Source organism: Allobosea sp. CS1GBMeth4 (assembly GCF_900185715.1).
Taxonomy (GTDB): domain Bacteria; phylum Pseudomonadota; class Alphaproteobacteria; order Rhizobiales; family Beijerinckiaceae; genus Allobosea.
This window is the reverse complement of sequence record NZ_FYAS01000025.1, coordinates 379,043-395,462: the sequence shown is the minus strand read 5'-3', so window position 1 is coordinate 395,462 and position 16,420 is coordinate 379,043. Positions and strand designations below refer to the sequence as shown.

Annotated in this window: 17 protein-coding genes and 1 other RNA gene; 7 read left to right on the top strand and 11 right to left on the bottom strand. The window is 69.1% G+C overall.

The annotated features are described in order from the left end of the window. Positions 1–63: 63 nt before the first annotated feature. The 9 genes from CS1GBM4_RS15690 to CS1GBM4_RS15650 form a co-directional block, all read right to left on the bottom strand. Positions 64–993, bottom strand: coding sequence for a tetratricopeptide repeat protein (locus CS1GBM4_RS15690; protein ID WP_186419653.1), 930 nt, complete (start codon positions 991–993; stop codon positions 64–66). Next, on the bottom strand, positions 990–1,640 hold the full coding sequence (locus CS1GBM4_RS15685; RefSeq protein WP_186419652.1) for a thiamine phosphate synthase: 651 nt from the start codon (positions 1,638–1,640) through the stop codon (positions 990–992). The genes CS1GBM4_RS15690 and CS1GBM4_RS15685 overlap by 4 nt, the downstream gene beginning before the upstream one ends. After that, the gene (locus CS1GBM4_RS15680; protein ID WP_186419651.1) at positions 1,637–2,791 is read right to left on the bottom strand and encodes a benzoate/H(+) symporter BenE family transporter; all 1,155 of its coding nucleotides are present in this window, start codon (positions 2,789–2,791) and stop codon (positions 1,637–1,639) included. Before CS1GBM4_RS15680 ends, CS1GBM4_RS15685 begins: the two co-directional genes overlap by 4 nt. 9 nt (positions 2,792–2,800) lie before the next feature. Further along, the gene (locus tag CS1GBM4_RS15675; protein WP_186419650.1) at positions 2,801–3,625 is read right to left on the bottom strand and encodes a TIGR00282 family metallophosphoesterase; all 825 of its coding nucleotides are present in this window, start codon (positions 3,623–3,625) and stop codon (positions 2,801–2,803) included. A 180-nt stretch (positions 3,626–3,805) separates the two neighbouring features. After that, positions 3,806–4,381, bottom strand: coding sequence for a 5-formyltetrahydrofolate cyclo-ligase (locus tag CS1GBM4_RS15670; RefSeq protein ID WP_186419649.1), 576 nt, complete (start codon positions 4,379–4,381; stop codon positions 3,806–3,808). 5 nt (positions 4,382–4,386) lie between these two features. After that, positions 4,387–4,543, bottom strand: a non-coding RNA gene (gene ssrS / locus CS1GBM4_RS15665) — 6S RNA. A gap of 71 nt (positions 4,544–4,614) precedes the next feature. Next, positions 4,615–5,679, bottom strand: a complete 1,065-nt coding sequence (locus tag CS1GBM4_RS15660) for a D-alanine--D-alanine ligase family protein (RefSeq protein WP_186419648.1) — start codon at positions 5,677–5,679, stop codon at positions 4,615–4,617. Positions 5,680–5,886: 207 nt separating this feature from the next. Then, a complete protein-coding gene (locus CS1GBM4_RS15655; protein WP_186419647.1) occupies positions 5,887–6,255 on the bottom strand; it encodes a cell division protein ZapA in 369 nt (122 codons plus the stop codon). After that, positions 6,255–6,563, bottom strand: a complete 309-nt coding sequence (locus tag CS1GBM4_RS15650; protein WP_244607246.1) for a DUF4164 family protein — start codon at positions 6,561–6,563, stop codon at positions 6,255–6,257. The genes CS1GBM4_RS15655 and CS1GBM4_RS15650 overlap by 1 nt, the downstream gene beginning before the upstream one ends. Before the next feature lie 260 nt (positions 6,564–6,823). Here CS1GBM4_RS15650 and tkt point away from each other — a divergent pair, with 260 nt between their 5' ends. The 6 genes from tkt (at position 6,824) to CS1GBM4_RS15620 (ending at position 12,675) form a co-directional block, all read left to right on the top strand. Next, the gene (gene tkt / locus CS1GBM4_RS15645; protein WP_186419645.1) at positions 6,824–8,827 is read left to right on the top strand and encodes a transketolase; all 2,004 of its coding nucleotides are present in this window, start codon (positions 6,824–6,826) and stop codon (positions 8,825–8,827) included. A 205-nt stretch (positions 8,828–9,032) separates the two neighbouring features. Beyond that, entirely contained in the window at positions 9,033–10,043 is a 1,011-nt protein-coding gene (gene gap, locus CS1GBM4_RS15640; RefSeq protein WP_186419644.1) for a type I glyceraldehyde-3-phosphate dehydrogenase, read from the top strand. 63 nt (positions 10,044–10,106) lie between these two features. Continuing rightward, complete coding sequence (locus tag CS1GBM4_RS15635; RefSeq protein ID WP_186419643.1) at positions 10,107–10,568, top strand: hypothetical protein; 462 nt, start codon at positions 10,107–10,109, stop codon at positions 10,566–10,568. Next, positions 10,565–11,134: a putative glycolipid-binding domain-containing protein gene (locus tag CS1GBM4_RS15630; RefSeq protein WP_186419642.1), complete on the top strand. Its 570-nt coding sequence runs from the start codon at positions 10,565–10,567 to the stop codon at positions 11,132–11,134. The genes CS1GBM4_RS15635 and CS1GBM4_RS15630 overlap by 4 nt, the downstream gene beginning before the upstream one ends. 11 nt (positions 11,135–11,145) lie before the next feature. Further along, positions 11,146–12,339 carry a phosphoglycerate kinase gene (locus CS1GBM4_RS15625; RefSeq protein ID WP_186419641.1) on the top strand — a complete coding sequence of 398 codons (1,194 nt, stop codon included), beginning with the start codon at positions 11,146–11,148 and terminating at the stop codon, positions 12,337–12,339. Positions 12,340–12,393: 54 nt separating this feature from the next. Further along, on the top strand, positions 12,394–12,675 hold the full coding sequence (locus CS1GBM4_RS15620) for a hypothetical protein (protein WP_186419640.1): 282 nt from the start codon (positions 12,394–12,396) through the stop codon (positions 12,673–12,675). Between the two features lie 41 nt (positions 12,676–12,716). Here the strand turns inward: CS1GBM4_RS15620 and CS1GBM4_RS15615 are convergent, their stop codons facing one another. Continuing rightward, positions 12,717–12,914: a hypothetical protein gene (locus tag CS1GBM4_RS15615; protein ID WP_186419639.1), complete on the bottom strand. Its 198-nt coding sequence runs from the start codon at positions 12,912–12,914 to the stop codon at positions 12,717–12,719. A gap of 123 nt (positions 12,915–13,037) precedes the next feature. On the opposite strand from CS1GBM4_RS15615, the gene fba reads away from it, so the two are divergent. Beyond that, entirely contained in the window at positions 13,038–14,120 is a 1,083-nt protein-coding gene (fba, locus tag CS1GBM4_RS15610) for a class II fructose-bisphosphate aldolase (RefSeq protein WP_186419638.1), read from the top strand. Positions 14,121–14,342: 222 nt separating this feature from the next. On the opposite strand, the gene CS1GBM4_RS15605 is transcribed toward fba, so the two are convergent. Next, positions 14,343–16,346 (bottom strand): PhoX family phosphatase, encoded by a 2,004-nt coding sequence (locus CS1GBM4_RS15605; RefSeq protein WP_186419637.1) that lies wholly within the window; start codon positions 16,344–16,346, stop codon positions 14,343–14,345. Positions 16,347–16,420: the final 74 nt, after the last annotated feature.

The following is a 16,420-nucleotide window of genomic DNA, read 5'->3' as shown; positions in this document are numbered from 1 at the left end:
AGCGAGTTATCAAAGAGCGGCGGTGGCGGAGCGGCGCCGGCTGCCCGGCGCGGATTTCCGCCGTCACTTGCTCGGTTGGCTCGGCGTCGTCAAGGCCGTGGCCTCGATCCGGTCGGCGGCGAGGCCGGCCGCGCGGCTGCGCTGCTCCGGCGAAAGCCGCTCCAGCACCTGATCGAGCGTGGCATCGGAGAGGCCCTGCGCGCGGGCGGCGAGATGCCAGGCGGCGGCCTCCGACAGATCGGGCGGGACGGCGCGGCCGAACTGGTAGAGCTTGGCCAGCCGGTTCTGGGCGATGGCGTTGCCCTTGTTGGCGGCGCGGATGAAGAGCCGCGCCGCGGCGCGCTCGTCCTTGGCGACGCCGTCGCCGTTGAACAGCATGATCGCGTATTCGACCTCGCCGGCGATGAGCCCGGTCGCGGCGGCCTTGCCCATCCAGTCCGCCGCCATGCCGTCGTCCTGGGGCACGCCGCGGCCCATCTTGTAGAGCACGGCGAGAGCGTGCTGGGCGTCGCCGAGATCGGAGGCGGCGGCGACCCTGAGGCAGCCGATGGCGCGCTGGTCGTCCTGCGGCCGCGCCGTCGCGAGCAGGGCGATGGCGAGATTGTAGTTGGCGGCGGGGTGGCCGGCGGCTGCGGCCTTCTCCAGAAGGGCTCCGGCCTTCTTCGGATCGCGCGCCACGCCATGGCCCTCCAGCATCGCCATGGCGAAGGCGAACATCGCGTTGACGTCGCCCTTCTCGGCCGCGAGCCGGTACCAGTCGGCCGCGGCCTTCGCGTCCTCGCGGACGCCGAGCCCCTGCCGGTAGATCTCGCCGAGCAGCGTCATCGCCGCGGCGTCGTTCGGATCGGTCTCGAGCCGCTTCAGCGCTTCCGACTGGGCCCGCCGATAGTGTCCGGCCTGATAGGCGCCGTAGGCGAGGTCCGGCTCCGGTTCCGCCGCGGCGGCAGCGGGGAAGGCGAGGAGCAGGGCGAGCGCGGCGAGCGCAGCCCTCATCGCGCCGTCCTGCGGGCGTATTGCGCGGCGATCGCGGCGTCGGCCTCGGCGACGGCGGCCCGGATGTCGACGCCCTCGGCGAACAGCCATTCGCCCAGCGCGACGAACTCGGCGCCGGTCTCCACCAGCGCCGGGACGGAGGCCGCGTCCGGGCAATAGGCGATGCAGGGCGTCTCGAAGATCTCGGCCCACCAGGAGGCGCGTTCGACGACCGCCGGCAGCGGCGGCAGCGAGCCGTCCGGCCGCGGTTCGCCGAACATGACGTAGTCGACGCCGGCCTCGCCGGCATCCATGGCGTCATGGCGCGAGCGCAGGCCGCCGGCGCCGACGATGCGCTCCTGCTTCAGGCTGGAGCGGGCTTCGGCGATCGCCTCGACGCGGGTCAGGTGGACGCCGTCGGCGCCGCCGCGGCTGGCGACCTGGGGCGAGGCCTCGACCACCAGGGCGACGTTCTGCGCCTGCACCGGCGGCGCCAGCGCCTTGACGCGTTCGGTCAGGCTGCGCTCGTCGCCGGGCGCGAGCCGCAGCAGCACGGCCGCGACATCGCCGCCGGCGAAGGCCTGCATCAGGCGAAAGGAGATCGCGCCGGGGTCGGAGACCGGCGGCGTGACGAGCATCAGGCGGGTGCGGGGCGAGGGCGTGCTCATGATCGTTCGCGCAAACGGCCCGCGGCGTGGTCCAATGTCAAGACCGTAAGCCCCGCGACCAGGCTCCAGAAGGCCGAGCCGACGCCGAAGAGCGACAGGCTGGAGGCGGCAACGGCGAAGGTGACGACCGCGGCGAAGCGGTCCCTGTCGCTGCCCATCGCCTGGCCGAGCGCGCCCGTCAGCGAGCCGACCAGGCCGAGCCCGGCGACGGCGACGATCAGTGCCTTCGGCATGGCGAGGATCAGGGCGAGCAGGAGGCCGGCGGTGGCGGCGATGGCGAGCCAGAGCAGGGCGTACCAGATGCCGGCCTTCCAGCGCTCCTTCGGGTCGGGGTGGGTGTCGGCGCCGGTGCAGATCGAGGCGCTGATCGCCGCCATGTTGACCATGTGGGCGCCGGTCGGCGCTGCGAGGGCCGACATCAGCCCGGTGACGAACAGGCAGGAGGCGGTGGGGGGCTGGTAGCCCGAGGCGCGCAGCACGGCGAAGCCCGGCAGGTTCTGGGCCGCCATGGTGACGAGATAGAGCGGGATGCCGATGCCGACGATTGCCGTGAGATCAAGGCGCGGGACGATCAGCTCGACATGGGTCAGCGCGACGGGGCCGGCCGGCAGCGCCGCCGTGCCGGTGGCGAAGGCGAGCGCGAGGCCGGCGCCGAGCGCCGCGATGACGCCGAGGAAGGGGTTCCACAGCCGCGCCAGCAGGAAGACGACGAGCAGGGTCAGGACCAGGGCCGGCTGCAGGCGCATCTCGTCGAAGACGGCGACGACGAAGCGGAAGATCACGCCGGCGAGCATGGCCGCGGCGACGCTCATCGGGATGCGCTCGACCAGGGCGCCGAGCGGGCGGAAGGCGGCGGTCGCCATCATCAGCACGGCGGCGGCGAGGAAGGCGCCGACGGCGGACGCCATGTCGACGCCGCTCGCGGCCGCGATCAGCGCCGCGCCCGGCGTCGACCAGGCGCAGATGATCGGCATCCGGTGCCGCCAGGACAGGATGAGGCTGGACAGCCCCTTGGCGATGGCGAGGCCGGCCAGCCAGGAGATGGTCTGGGCCGGCGTCGCGCCGACGGCCTGCGCGGCCGCGAGGATGATCGCGACCGACGCCGCATAGCCGACGAAGACGGCGACGAGCGCAGAGAAGAGCTGCGACATCGGTCGGTTCTATCGATCCCAGGCGGCCGGCCAGGTCTCGGCGAGCGTGGCGCCGAGGCGCACTGGCCAGGCCGCCCTGGCGAGGCCGGTGCGGTCGTCGGTCTCGACCGCGATTCCGGACAGCGTGCCCTCGCCGAGCGCGGGCTCCAGCCGAGAGCCCGGCGTCTTCTGCAGGAAGCGGCGGATCGCCTCCTCCTTCTGCATGCCGAGGATCGACTCGTAGTCGCCGCACATGCCGGCATCGGTCTGGTAGGCGGTGCCGGCCGGCAGCACGCGGGTGTCCGAGGTCGGCACATGGGTGTGGGTGCCGACGACGAGGCTGGCGCGGCCGTCGAGATAATAGGCGATGGCGAGCTTCTCGCTGGTCGCCTCGGCATGGACATCGACGATGACGGCGTCGGCCGCCTCGCGCAGCGGGCAGGCGGCGAGCTCGCGCTCGAGCGCGGCGAAGGGGTCGTCGAGCGCGTCCATGAATAGCCGGCCCATGACGTTGACGACGAGGACCCGGGCGCCGTTCCGCGCCTCGACCACGGTCGCGCCGCGGCCGGGCGTGCCGGGCGGATAATTGGCCGGCCGGATCAGGCGCGGCTGGCGCTCGATGAAGACCATCGCCTCGCGCTGGTCCCAGGAATGGTTGCCGAGCGTGACGACATCGGCGCCGGCGGCGAGGGTTTCGTCGCAGATCGCCTCGGTGATGCCGAAGCCGCCGGCGGCGTTCTCACCGTTGATCACCACGCAGTCGAGCTGCCAGCGCTCGCGCAGGCCGGGCAGGCGCTCCTGCACGGCGATACGGCCGGCGCGTCCGACGATGTCGCCGAGAAAGAGTAGACGCATCTCACTATCCAACCATCGGCCGCCCGATCACGGCCCGTCCCGTCGCGCCTTCACGCAAGCCGAACCTCCCGGCTGTCTCAGGCCGCGCCGTCAGGACCTCGCGGTTCGAGAAAACATGGCGGGACGGCTGCGTCTTGAACGAAAGGCGCGCCTGCTAATGACGTGATCGCCGTGGCGAAATCAACAGCAGCGGATCGTCTCGTCCTGCGTGACCACCCAGTCGAGGCGGCGGTCATGCGCCTCTGCCGGCACGGCCTCGATCTCCTGCGCCGCATAGGCGATGCCGACGGTCGCGGCCGGTTCGAGCTCGGCGATGGCGCGATCGTAATAGCCCCTGCCGTAGCCGATGCGGTAGCCGCGCCGGTCGAAGGCAGCGAGCGGGACGATCATGACCCTCGGCCGAATCAGCGGCTCCTCCGGCTTCGGCACCAGCGTGCCGAAGCCGCCGGGCACGATCGGCTCCCAGGGGGCCCAGCGCCGGAAGAGCATGTGCTTCTCGACGATCGCCGGCAGGCAGAGCGGCACGCCGCGCGCGTGCAGGGCTTCCAGGATCGGGCGCGGATCGGCCTCGGAGCGCATCGGCCAGTAGGCGGAGACCGGGCCCTGGCTGAACACCGGCAGTGCCAGCACATTTTCGACGAGGGCCTCGTCCCAGAGCAGGCGGTCGTCGAGATCGAGCGCGTCGCGCCGGGCCAGGGCCTCGGCCCGCAGCGCGGCCTTGCGAGGGGAGGGGCCGGGAGAGACGGCGTCTGTCATGGATGTGCGGAGCCACCTCGGCCGTGGAGATTTCGATCCCGGGACACCTACAAAGTAGGTGGGCGCCGTGTGTCCGGGTCCAAGGGACCCGGTCAGGGACAGCTCCCTAGGGAGTCGTATGGGCCCGGGAATACATGACTCTCACGCACCAGGCAGCCCCGCCGCGACAAGGTAGGATGCATGCCGGCAAAGCGCCAGAGGTGCGGCGCGAAAAGCCGCCGGGATTTTTGAGCTCACGCCCCGCGCGCGATGCCATGCCGGATCACCCGGTCGATCAGGTCGGGATAGGGGATGCCGCTGGCGGCGAGCGCCTTCGGGAACATGCTGATGTCGGTGAAGCCCGGGATCGTGTTGATCTCGTTGACCAGCGCGCTGCCGTCCGGCCGCAGGAAGAAGTCGACGCGGGCCATGCCGTCGCAGCCGAGCGCGTAGAAGGCGCGCTTCGCCAGCTCCTGCAGATCGGCGATCGTTTCCTCCGGCAGATGGGCGGGCACCTCGACGCGGGCGCCGTCCTCGTCGAGGTACTTGGCCTCGTAGGTATAGAAGCCGTGGCTCGCGGCGGCGACGATCTCGCCCGGCAGCGAGACGATGGTCTCGCCATCGGCCTGCTCCAGCACGCTGAGCTCGATCTCGCGGCCGGCGATGAATTCCTCGACCAGCACCACGCGGTCGTGCCGGAAGGCCTCGGTGAGGGCGGCCTGGAAGCTCTCGGCATCCGTCGCCTTGCTGACGCCGACCGAGGAGCCCTGCCGCGCCGGCTTGACGAAGAGCGGCAGGCCGAGCGCGGCGCTGGCCTGCTCGAAGCCGAGCGCCTCGCCCCGTCGGACGGTGAGCGAGCGGGCGACGCTGAGGCCGGCCTCGCGCAGCAGCCGCTTGGCGATGTCCTTGTCGAGCGCATTGGCCGAGCCGACGATGCCGCAGCCGGCGAGCGGGATACCGGCGACCTGAGCCAGCCCCTGGACCGAGCCGTCCTCGCCGTCGAGCCCGTGGAGCACAGGGAACAGTACGTCGATCTTCGGCAGCGTTTGCGGCGCGGCGCCGTCCTGGAGGCGCAGCAGGCGCCCGCCGCCGCCCGGCAGCAGGCAGAGCTCGGCGCCGTCCTGCGGGATCGGGCTGGGTAGCACGCCGTTCTGCAAGTCGAGCTCGCGCCATTGCCCGGCCTTGGTGATCAGGATCGGGACGACGTCGTAGCGCGCCTTGTCGATCGCCTTGATCACATTCGCGGCCGACATCAGCGAGACCTCGTGCTCGGAGGATCTGCCGCCGAGGAGAATCGCCACCCGAACCCTGTCACTCATCGTCGCCGCCTTCATCGATTCGCTTCCGCCGGGAAGCGTCAGTCAGGCATGATTGAGGAATTGCAAAGGCGGCGCGCATGAAGGGCTCGCTTCCCGTCATGGTCGGGGCTTGCCCCGGCCATCCCCGTCTTCCTTCGGGCGGCACGGTGTTCAAGACGTGGATGCTCGCCACAAGGGCGGGCATGACGGCGTAGCGGAGTTCGCCGCCTATCCCACCTGGCCCGGCAGCAGGCTCTTCGCCACGCCCTCGATGCGCTCGGCCGCGGCGAGGAGGGCGGCGGCCGCCTTCTCCTCGATCTCGCCGGCGCGCTGGTCGGCGAAGCCGGCGTCGCCCTGCAGCGACTGCAGCCGACCTTCCAGCGTCTCGACCTTCCGCTTCAGCTCGCTGAGCTCGTCGGCGACCATCAGTGCCGCCATGACGTGCAGGCGCATGTCGCCGATCTCGCCGAAGGCCTGGCGCATCTCCTCGATCTTGCCGTCGTAGAACTGCGCGAGCGCCTCCAGATGCGGCTCCTCGCCCTCGCCGCATGCCATCCGATAGGCCTTGCCGGAGATGGTGACGTTGACCTGGGGCATCAGGCGTCCTGCTCGGCTTCTTCCTCGGGGCGGGCCTCGGCGCGGGCGATCACCTCGGCGAGCGCGGTCACGGCGCGGTCGAGCTTGCGGTTGACCTCCTGCGCGACGCCCTCGACCTGGCCGATGCGGGCCATGGCGCCGTCGAGCTCGACGGCGAGGCGGGCGCGGTCGTCCTGCATCAGGGTGAGCTCGGTTTCGAGATTGGCGCGGCCACGCTCGACCTCGAGCCGCCTGCGGGCGGCCGCTTCGAGTTGGCCGAGCGCGCCTTCGAGGCGCGACAGGGCGTGATCCAGTCCCGGAGACGCCACGCTTCTTCCTTTGCGTGCCGGCCGGAGCCGGCTCATCCGATTCGGAAGGCTAGTTTAACAAATATGAGCGTGGAAAGCGCTTTGGGCGATTTGATCCGATCGAAGCGTGGGGAAAACTCGATATCCGCGTCCTTGCAGGCGAATTGACTCCGCTTGAGCCGGCGGCCTATCGAACGCGCGACCTTTTTCGCAACTTCGCGGGTTCGCCGCCGGCCGGCTCCGGCATGCGAGCCTCGTTCCCGCCTCGCCGGAGAGACTTCATGACGACGCCCGCGATCGACCGCGCTTTGCACGAGCGGCTCGCCAACGCCATCCGCTCGCTCGCCATGGACGGCGTCGAGCAGGCCAAATCGGGCCATCCCGGGCTGCCGATGGGCGCGGCGGACGTGGCGACCGTGCTCTTCACCCGCATCCTGAAATATGATGCGGCGGAGCCGCGCTGGCCCGATCGCGACCGTTTCGTGCTCTCGGCTGGCCACGGCTCGATGCTGATCTACGCGCTGCTCTATCTCACCGGCACGCCCGGCATGGAGCTCGACGACCTCAAGAAGTTCCGCCAGCTGGAATCGCGGACGCCCGGCCACCCCGAGAACTTCATGACCGCCGGCGTCGAGACCACGACCGGTCCGCTCGGCCAGGGGCTCGCCACCGCGGTCGGCATGGCGATGGCCGAGCGCATGCTCGCCGCCGAATTCGGCAAGAAGCTGGTCGACCACAGGACCTATGTGCTCGCCTCCGACGGCGACCTGATGGAGGGCATCAGCCAGGAGGCGATCGCGCTCGCCGGCCATCAGAAGCTCAACAGGCTGATCGTGCTCTGGGACGACAACGGCATCTCGATCGACGGGCCGCTCTCGATCTCCGACTCGGTCGACCAGCTCGCCCGCTTCAAGGCCTGCGGCTGGAAGGCCGAGCGCGTCGACGGGCATGATCCCGACGCGATCGAGGCGGCGATCCGCCGGGCGCAGAAGTCGAACAAGCCGACGCTGATCGCCTGCAGGACCGTGATCGGCTTCGGCGCGCCGAAGAAGGCCGGTACCTCCAAGGCCCATGGCGAGCCGCTCGGCGCCGAGGAACTCGCCGCCGCCAAGCAGAAGCTCGGCATCAGCGGCGGGCCGTTCGAGATCGCGGCCGAGGTCCTCAAGGCCTGGCGCGGTTTCGGCGCCGTCGGCTTCGCCGAGCGCAAGGCCTGGAACGAGCGCCTGGCGGCGACCTCGGGGCGCAAGCGCGGCGAGTTCGAGCGCCGCCTGGCGCATACCGTGCCGGCGAAGCTCGGCAAGGCGCTCGTCGCCCACAAGAAGGCGCTGGCCGCGAGCCCGGTCACGGTCGCGACCCGCAAGGCCTCGGAGATGGCGCTCGACGTGATCGTGCCGGTGATGCCGGAACTGGTCTCGGGCTCGGCCGACCTGACGCCGTCGAACAACACCCGGGCCAAGGGCTTCGAGGACTTCACGCCGAAGACGCCGAAGGGCCGCTATGTCCGCTACGGCATCCGCGAGCACGGCATGGCCGCGGCGATGAACGGCATCACGCTGCACGGCGGCTTCCGGACGGCCGGCGGCACCTTCCTCGTCTTCGCCGACTATGCCCGCCCGTCGATGCGGCTCGCCGCGCTGATGGGGCTGCCGGTGGTCTACGTCATGACCCATGATTCGATCGGTCTCGGCGAGGACGGCCCGACCCATCAGCCGGTCGAGCAGATCGCATCCCTGCGCGCCATGCCTAACATGCGCGTGCTGCGCCCGGCCGATGCGATCGAGACGGCCGAAGCCTGGCAGATCGCGCTGGAGCGCACGGACGGGCCCACCGTGCTCGCGCTGTCGCGCCAGAACCTGACGCCGGTGCGCACCGACGGCGCGGCGGCGAACCGCTCCGCCAAGGGGGCCTACGAGCTGCTGGCGGCGGAGGGCGGCAAGGCGCAGGTCTCGCTCTTCGCCTCGGGCTCCGAGGTCGAGATCGCGGTCGCGGCGCGCAAGCTCCTGGCCGAGAAGGGGCTCCGTGCCCGCGTCGTCTCGGTGCCCTCGCTCGAATTGCTGCTGGCGCAGGACGAGGCGACCAGGGCCGCGATCATCGGGGAGGCGCCGATCAAGGTCGCGGTCGAGGCCGCCGTGCGCTTCGGCTGGGATGCCGTGGTGGGTGCGGACGGCGCCTTCGTCGGCATGTCCACCTTCGGCGCGAGCGGTCCCTACAAGGAGGTCTACAAGCATTTCGGCATCACGCCGGAGGCGGTGGCGCAGGCTGCGATCAAGCGTCACAACGGCTGAGCGGCGACTTCGGATATCATCAGCCCTCGTCCCGGGGAGGCTCGCCGGGCCGTGCCGAAGGATGGGGCCGAGGTCAATTCTGCGCCTGGCGCTCGCTCGAGCCTGGATTTTTTCGGGCCCGGCCTTGCGTTCCGCCATGGTTTGGCCGATTTGCCCGCGTGAATGACGCCGGCTCGAGCCGGCGAAGGCGAAGGAGAGGATTGAGATGACGGTCAAGGTGGCGATCAACGGCTTCGGCCGCATCGGGCGCAACGTGCTGCGCGCGATCATCGAATCGAAGCGCAAGGACATCGAGGTCGTGGCGATCAACGATCTCGGCCCGGTCGAGACCAACGCCCATCTCTTCCGCTACGACTCGGTGCATGGCCGCTTCCCCGGCACGGTGACCGTCTCCGGCGACACGATCGATGTCGGCCGCGGCCCGATCAAGGTCACGGCCATCCGCGACCCGAAGGAGCTGCCGCACAAGGCGCTCGGCGTCGACATCGCGCTGGAATGCACCGGCATCTTCACGACGAAGGACAAGGCGAGCGCCCATCTCGCCGCCGGCGCCAAGCGCGTGCTGGTCTCGGCTCCCTGCGACGGCGCCGACCTGACGGTGGTCTACGGCGTCAACCACGAAGCCCTCACCAAGGACCACATCGTCGTTTCGAACGCCTCCTGCACCACCAACTGCCTCGCGCCGGTGGTCAAGGTGCTGCATGACGCGGTCGGCATCGACAAGGGCTTCATGACCACGATCCATGCCTATACCGGCGACCAGCCGACGCTGGACACGATGCACAAGGATCTCTACCGGGCGCGCGCCGCGGCGATGTCGATGATCCCGACCTCGACCGGCGCCGCCAAGGCGATCGGCCTCGTCATCCCCGAGCTCAAGGGCCGGCTCGACGGCACCTCGGTGCGCGTGCCGACGCCCAACGTCTCGGTCGTCGACTTCAAGTTCATCTCGAAGCGCAAGACCACGGTCGAGAAGATCAACGAGGCCATCCTCAAGGCGAGCCGGCGCGGGCCGCTGAAGGGCATCCTCGCCGTCACCGACCAGCCCAACGTCTCGATCGACTTCAACCACGATCCGGCTTCGTCGACCTTCGCGCTCGACCAGACCAAGGTCCTGGACGACAAGTTCGTCCGCGTCCTCTCCTGGTACGACAACGAATGGGGCTTCTCGAACCGCATGAGCGACACCGCCGTCGCCATGGCGAAGCTGATCTGACGTCTCCGCGGTCGCGCCGTTCGGCGCGGCCGCGATCCACACCGCCGAGGAACGGACCGCGCAATGAACAAGATCGAGCCGACCGTCGCCACGACCAGCCCCGCCGAGGCGATCGCCGTGCCGCCGGCACCGAGCATGGCGGAGATCGCCGCGGCCCGCGCCGCCGAAGCCAAGCCGGCCGAGCCCCCCGCCGCGAGCGATCCGCGCAAGCTCGACCAGCTCTCGCGCATCGAGGACAAGGCCGCCCGGATCGAGGAGAAGTTCGCGCGCTACGAAGCGGTGCTGACCCGCGCCGAGGCGTCGCTGGAGCGCAGCGCCCAGAAGGTCGACATCGCCGCCGGCACGATGGACTTCGCCGGCCTGCGCGAGGAGCTCGCCTCGCTGCGCCAGCGCGTCAAGGCGACGCCGCGCTTCGGCGCGCTGCTGCTCACCGGCATCGTCACGGCAGTGCTGACCGTCGTGCTGACGGTGATCGTGCTGAAGGCCGGCGTTCCCGGCGTGCTGCCGCCGATCCTGCCGCGATGAGCTTCCGCCCGGCCGCCAGTCTCGCGGACGGGCGCAGCGTCCGCTGGCGGGCGCTGGAAGGCGGCGGGCTCGAACATCTCACCTTGCGTGCGGAAGCCGACGGCGTCCGCGCCGATGCGGTGCTGATCGGTGAGCGTGACGGGACGCGCTACGGCGCGACCTACCAGATCGATTGCGGGCCGGATTTCGCGGTTCGAGCCTTCCTGATCGCGACCACCGACGGCCGCCGGCTCGCCATGTCGAGGCGCGGCGGCATCTGGCTGGATGGCGAGCGCGGCCATGTCCACGCTTTCGACGCCTGTCTCGACATCGACCTCTCCGCCACGCCCTTCACCAACACGCTGCCGATCCGCCGCTGCGCCTGGGAGCCCGGCCAGCGGCGCAGCTTCACCATGCTGTTCGTGCCGTTCGACAGCTTCGAGCCCGTCGTGACCGAGCAGGTCTACACCTGCCTCGCACCGAGGCTCTTCCGGTTCGAGACGGCCGATGGCAGTTTCACCGCCGAGCTTCCGGTCGACGAGGACGGCCTCGTCCTGGATTATCCAACCTTGTTCCAACGCCTGTGAGAGAGACTGCGATGCCCGCTTTCCGCACCCTCGACGACGCCGACCTCGCCGGCAAGCGCGTCCTCGTCCGTGTCGATCTCAACGTGCCGATGGAGGAGGGCAGGGTCAGCGACACCACCCGGATCGACCGCGTCGTGCCGACCATCCGCGAGATCGCGCAGAAGGGCGGCAAGGTCATCCTCCTCGCGCATTTCGGCCGGCCGAAGGGGCGCGACGAGAAGAACAGCCTCAGGCAGGTGGTGCCCGCGCTGGCGCATGCGCTCGGCCAGCCGGTGATCTTCGTCGGCGACTGCATCGGCACGGAGGCGCCGAAGGCGATCGCCGCCGCCAAGAATGGTGAGGTCCTGCTGCTGGAGAACACGCGCTTCCACGCCGGCGACGAGAAGAACGATCCCGATTTCGTCAAGGCGCTCGCCGCCAATGGCGACATCTACGTCAACGACGCCTTCTCGGCCGCCCACCGCGCCCATGCCTCGACCGAAGGGCTGGCGCATCTGCTGCCTGCCTATGCCGGACGCACCATGCAGGCCGAGATCGAGGCGCTCTCGGCCGGGCTCGACAACCCGGCCCGGCCGGTGATGGCGATCGTCGGCGGCGCCAAGGTCTCGACCAAGCTCGAGCTGCTCGGCAACCTCGTCGAGAAGGTCGATGTGCTCGCCATCGGCGGCGGCATGGCCAACACCTTCCTCGCCGCGCGCGGCATCAATGTCGGCAAGTCGCTGTGCGAGCACGACCTCGCCCAGACCGCCCGCGAGATCGAGGCGAAGGCCGAGGCGGCGGGCTGCGAGATCCTGCTGCCGGTCGATGCGCTGGTGGCGCGCGAGTTCAAGGCGCATCCCGGCCATCGTGTCGTCTCGATCGGCGAGGTCGGTCCCGACGAGATGATCCTCGACGCCGGGCCGCTCAGCGTCGCCGAGGTCGTCCTCAAGCTCGACAAGGTCAGGACGGTGGTGTGGAACGGGCCGTTCGGCGCCTTCGAGCTGCCGCCCTTCGACACGGCGACCGTCGCGGTCGCCAAGGCGGTGGCGGAGCGCGTCCGTGACGGCAGGCTCGTCGCCGTCGCCGGCGGCGGCGATACGGTGGCGGCGATGAACCATGCCGGCGTCGCCGAGGACCTGACCTATGTCTCGACCGCCGGCGGCGCTTTCCTCGAATGGATGGAAGGCAAGGCGCTGCCGGGCGTCGAGGCACTGCGGAAGGCCTGATCCGCAACTGTAGATTGCATTTGCAACCATAGGTGTTTGTGATATGTTCTCCGCATGAGCGAGAACGTCGATGACGCCGCGCCCCGCATCCTGATGAAGATTCAGGACGATATCGCTGCGTTTCGCCGCGATGTCACAGACTTCCGCAGGGAGGTCGCGGACCGGCTCGACCGGATCGAAACCGTGCAGAAGCGGGAGCGGCGCAACAGCGCGGCCATGCTGGTGATGGTGCGCGGCACGGCGGCCGTCTATGAGGACCGCCTGACGCAGATCGAGATCGACCGCATCGTCAAGCTCGAGGACCGGATGGCGGCCGTCGAAGCGCGGCTGCGCTGAAGGCGTTTTGAAAAGGGCAAGGCTCGCCAGAGCGAGACTGTTCAGACCGCGATGTACGAGACCTGAAGAAGCTTCAGGCACAGCTCTCCGAGCACGACAAGCGCTTCGATACGGTCGAGGAGCGCTTCGATGAGCTCTGCGATCTCGTTCGCAAGCAGCGCAGGGATGCAGCTGAGCCGCTCGTCATGGCGAAGTCGATCACCGGCAACTTCGCCGAGGAACTGGCGATCGAGGACCACGCCAGGGTCCTGGAAGCCCGCGGACGCTGATCGCGTTCACGTTTTCAGCCGGTTTCGCTTTGCGTCCGCCACAGTTCGATTCTAAACCCTCCGGATAAAGCAGAGCCCAACCGGAGGATCATCGTGGCCCGTATCACGCTTCGCCAATTGCTCGACCATGCCGCCGAGAACGACTACGGCGTTCCGGCCTTCAACATCAACAACATGGAGCAGGCGCTCGCGATCATGGCGGCGGCGGATGCGACGGACGCGCCGGTGATCATCCAGGCTTCGCGCGGGGCGCGCTCCTACGCCAACGACATCATGCTCAAGCACATGATGGACGCGGTCACCGAGATCTATCCGCACATCCCGGTCTGCGTGCATCTCGACCATGGCAACGAGCCGGCGACCTGCATGACCGCGATCCAGGCCGGCTTCACCTCGGTGATGATGGACGGCTCGCTCAAGGCCGACGGCAAGACGCCGGGCGACTGGGACTACAATGTCGGCGTGACCAGGACCGTCACCGACATGGCCCATCTCGGCGGCATCTCGGTCGAAGGCGAGCTCGGTGTCCTGGGTTCGCTTGAAAGCGGCGAGGGCGAGAAGGAGGACGGCCACGGCTTCGAGGGCAAGCTCAGCCACGACCAGCTCCTGACCAATCCCGACGAGGCGGTGAAATTCGTCGCCGAGACCAAGGTCGACGCGCTCGCCATCGCCATGGGCACCTCGCACGGCGCCTACAAGTTCACGCGCAAGCCCGACGGTGCGATCCTGGCGATGCATGTCATCGAGGAGATCCACAAGAAGCTGCCGAACATGCACCTCGTCATGCACGGCTCCTCCTCGGTGCCGCAGGACCTGCAGGACGTCATCAACCAGTACGGCGGCAAGATGCCCCAGACCTGGGGCGTGCCGGTCGAGGAGATCCAGCGCGGCATCAAGCACGGTGTGCGCAAGATCAACATCGACACCGACAACCGCATGGCGATGACCGGCCAGATCCGCAAGATCCTGTCCGAGCACCCCGGCGAGTTCGACCCGCGCAAGTATCTGAAGCCCGCCATGGAGGCGATGACCGCGCTCTGCAAGAAGCGGCTCGAGGAGTTCAACACCGCCGGGCAGGCCTCGAAGATCAAGCGGGTCATCACCCTGGCCGAGATGGCCAAGCGCTACGCCAAGGGCGAGCTCGACCCGACCTTCGGCGCCAGGAAGGCGGCGTGATCAGCTGCTGAACCCGCATTGTCCGTTATGGTCGGGCTTGTCCCGACCATCCACGTCTTTAACTTCATTGGTCGAACGCGGCGTTCAAGACGTGGATGCTCGCCACAAGGGCGAGCATGACGGCAGAGCCACATGGCAGCCAAAAGAAAAACGCCCGGCTTTCGCCGGGCGTTTCATTTGGGAATCGCCGGGCCGAGCCGGCCCTGACCGATCTCCAGCTGTTCACACCCCGATCTTGCCGCCGCCCTTGCGGGTGATCGCGACGACCGAGGGCCGCGTCGGCATGTCCGGCTTGAAGTCCGGCCAGCGGGTGGAGAGGTCTTCGTAATAGGAGCGGCGGCCGAAGGCCGGCCAGTCCGGGCCGTCATCGCCCGGGTGCTGGACGGCGACGAAGGCGGTGCTGTCGTCAGGCGTGAAGCAGGGGCCGCAGAGCTCGGCGCCGTGCGGCACACGGTAGAACAGCTTCGAGGTCCGGCGCGCCCCGCCCTCGGTGTCGACCGCCCAGAGACCGTCGGTGCGGCCGGTCTCCTTCGGGCCGTTGCCGTCGGTCGCGACCCAGAGCCGGCCGGCGGAATCGACCACGGCATTGTCCGGCATGCCGAACCAGCCGTTCTTGCTGGTCTCGGTCGAGAAGCTCGCGCCGACCGCGGCGACGGACGGGTCGCCGCATGTCAGCAGGATCTCCCATTTGCCCCTGGTCGCGGTGAAGTCGCCGCCATCCTCGATGATCTCGATGATGTGGCCGAAGGCGTTCTTCGCGCGTGGATTGGCGGCGTCGACCTGTTCGTCCTTGCGGCTGGTGTTGTTGGTCAGCATCACATAGACGCGGCCGGTGACGCCGTTCGGGGTGATGTCCTCCGGCCGGTCCATCTTGGTGGCGCCGAGCAGGTCGCCGGCGCGGCGGGTCTCGATCAGTACGTCGGCCTGGCTGGCGAAGCCGTTGGCCGCGGTGAGCGGGCCCTGGCCGAAGACCAGCGGCAGCCATTCCACCGTGCCGTCGGCGGCGAACTTGGCGACATGGAGCGTGCCGGAATCGAGCAGGTCCATGTTCGCGGCGCGGTTGTTCGGATCGAAACGGCCGGCGGTCACGAATTTGTAGACGTAGTCGAAGCGCTCGTCGTCGCCGAGATAGACGACGACGCGGCCGTCCCTGGCGACGATGTTGTCGGCGCCTTCATGCTTGAAGCGTCCGAGTGCGGTGCGCTTCTTCGGCACGGAGTTCGGATCGAAGGGGTCGACCTCGATCACCCAGCCGAAGCGGTTGGCCTCGTTCGGCTCCCTGGCGAGGTCGAAGCGCTCCTCGAAGCGGCCCCAGGCATAGGGCGAGGAGGGGATGGCGAGGCGCTTGTAGTTGGCTTCCTCGCGATGGCCGTCCGGCAGCTTGCCGGAGAAATAGCCGTGGAAGTTCTCCTCGCCGGAGACGAAGGTGCCCCAGGGCGTCATCGCGCCGGAGCAGTTGTTGAGCGTGCCGAAGACCTTGCGGCCGCTGGCGTCGGCGCCGGTCCTGACGCGCTCGGTACCGGCGACGGGGCCGGAGAGCTGCATCTCGGTCGCCACCGTGATGCGGCGATTGTACTTCGAATCCCTGACCAGCGCCCATTTGCCGTCGGTCTTGCGGATCTCCGCGACGGTCGCGCCATGCGCCATCGCCTCGATGGCGTAGCGCTCCATGGTCGCGTTCTTCAGCACCGGCTTGCCGTCCTTGATCTCGACGACGCCGGGGAACATCAGATGCGGGTTGGTGTATTCGTGGTTGACGAAGAGCACGCCATGGGCCGAGGGGTCGGCGGCGCCGGGCAGTGGCAGATAGCCGACGAAGTCGTTGTTGTAGCCGAACTGCCTCGCCTGCGCTTCGGGCGTCTGCTTCGCCGGATCGAAGGCCGGCGCGTCGGGGAAGAGCGGGTCGCCCCAGCGCAGCAGCACGTCGGCCTGATAGCCGTCGGCGACGTGATGATCGGCATCGACGCCGGCCTCGACCTCCTTGAAGCTGAAGGCCGAGCCCTTCGTCTCGGCCCTGGCCTCTTCGGCCGTGGCGAGCGCGGCGGCGCCGACCGTCGCCGAGATCGCCGAGACGGCGAGCGCGCCCTTCAGCAGGCCGCGGCGCGAGAAGCGCTGGCCGATCAGCTCGCCCATGGTCGGGTTGTCGGACCGGTTCTGCGGCGGCGCGTCGTCATGCTCGAGCATGCTGGCGCCGAAGGTGGATTCATATTGGTTTTCTTGGCTCATGACCGGTCCCGATCGCTGACATTCGACTTGGTCCAAGCTAGAAGCGGCGCTTGACAGAGCGGTGACGGCGCTTG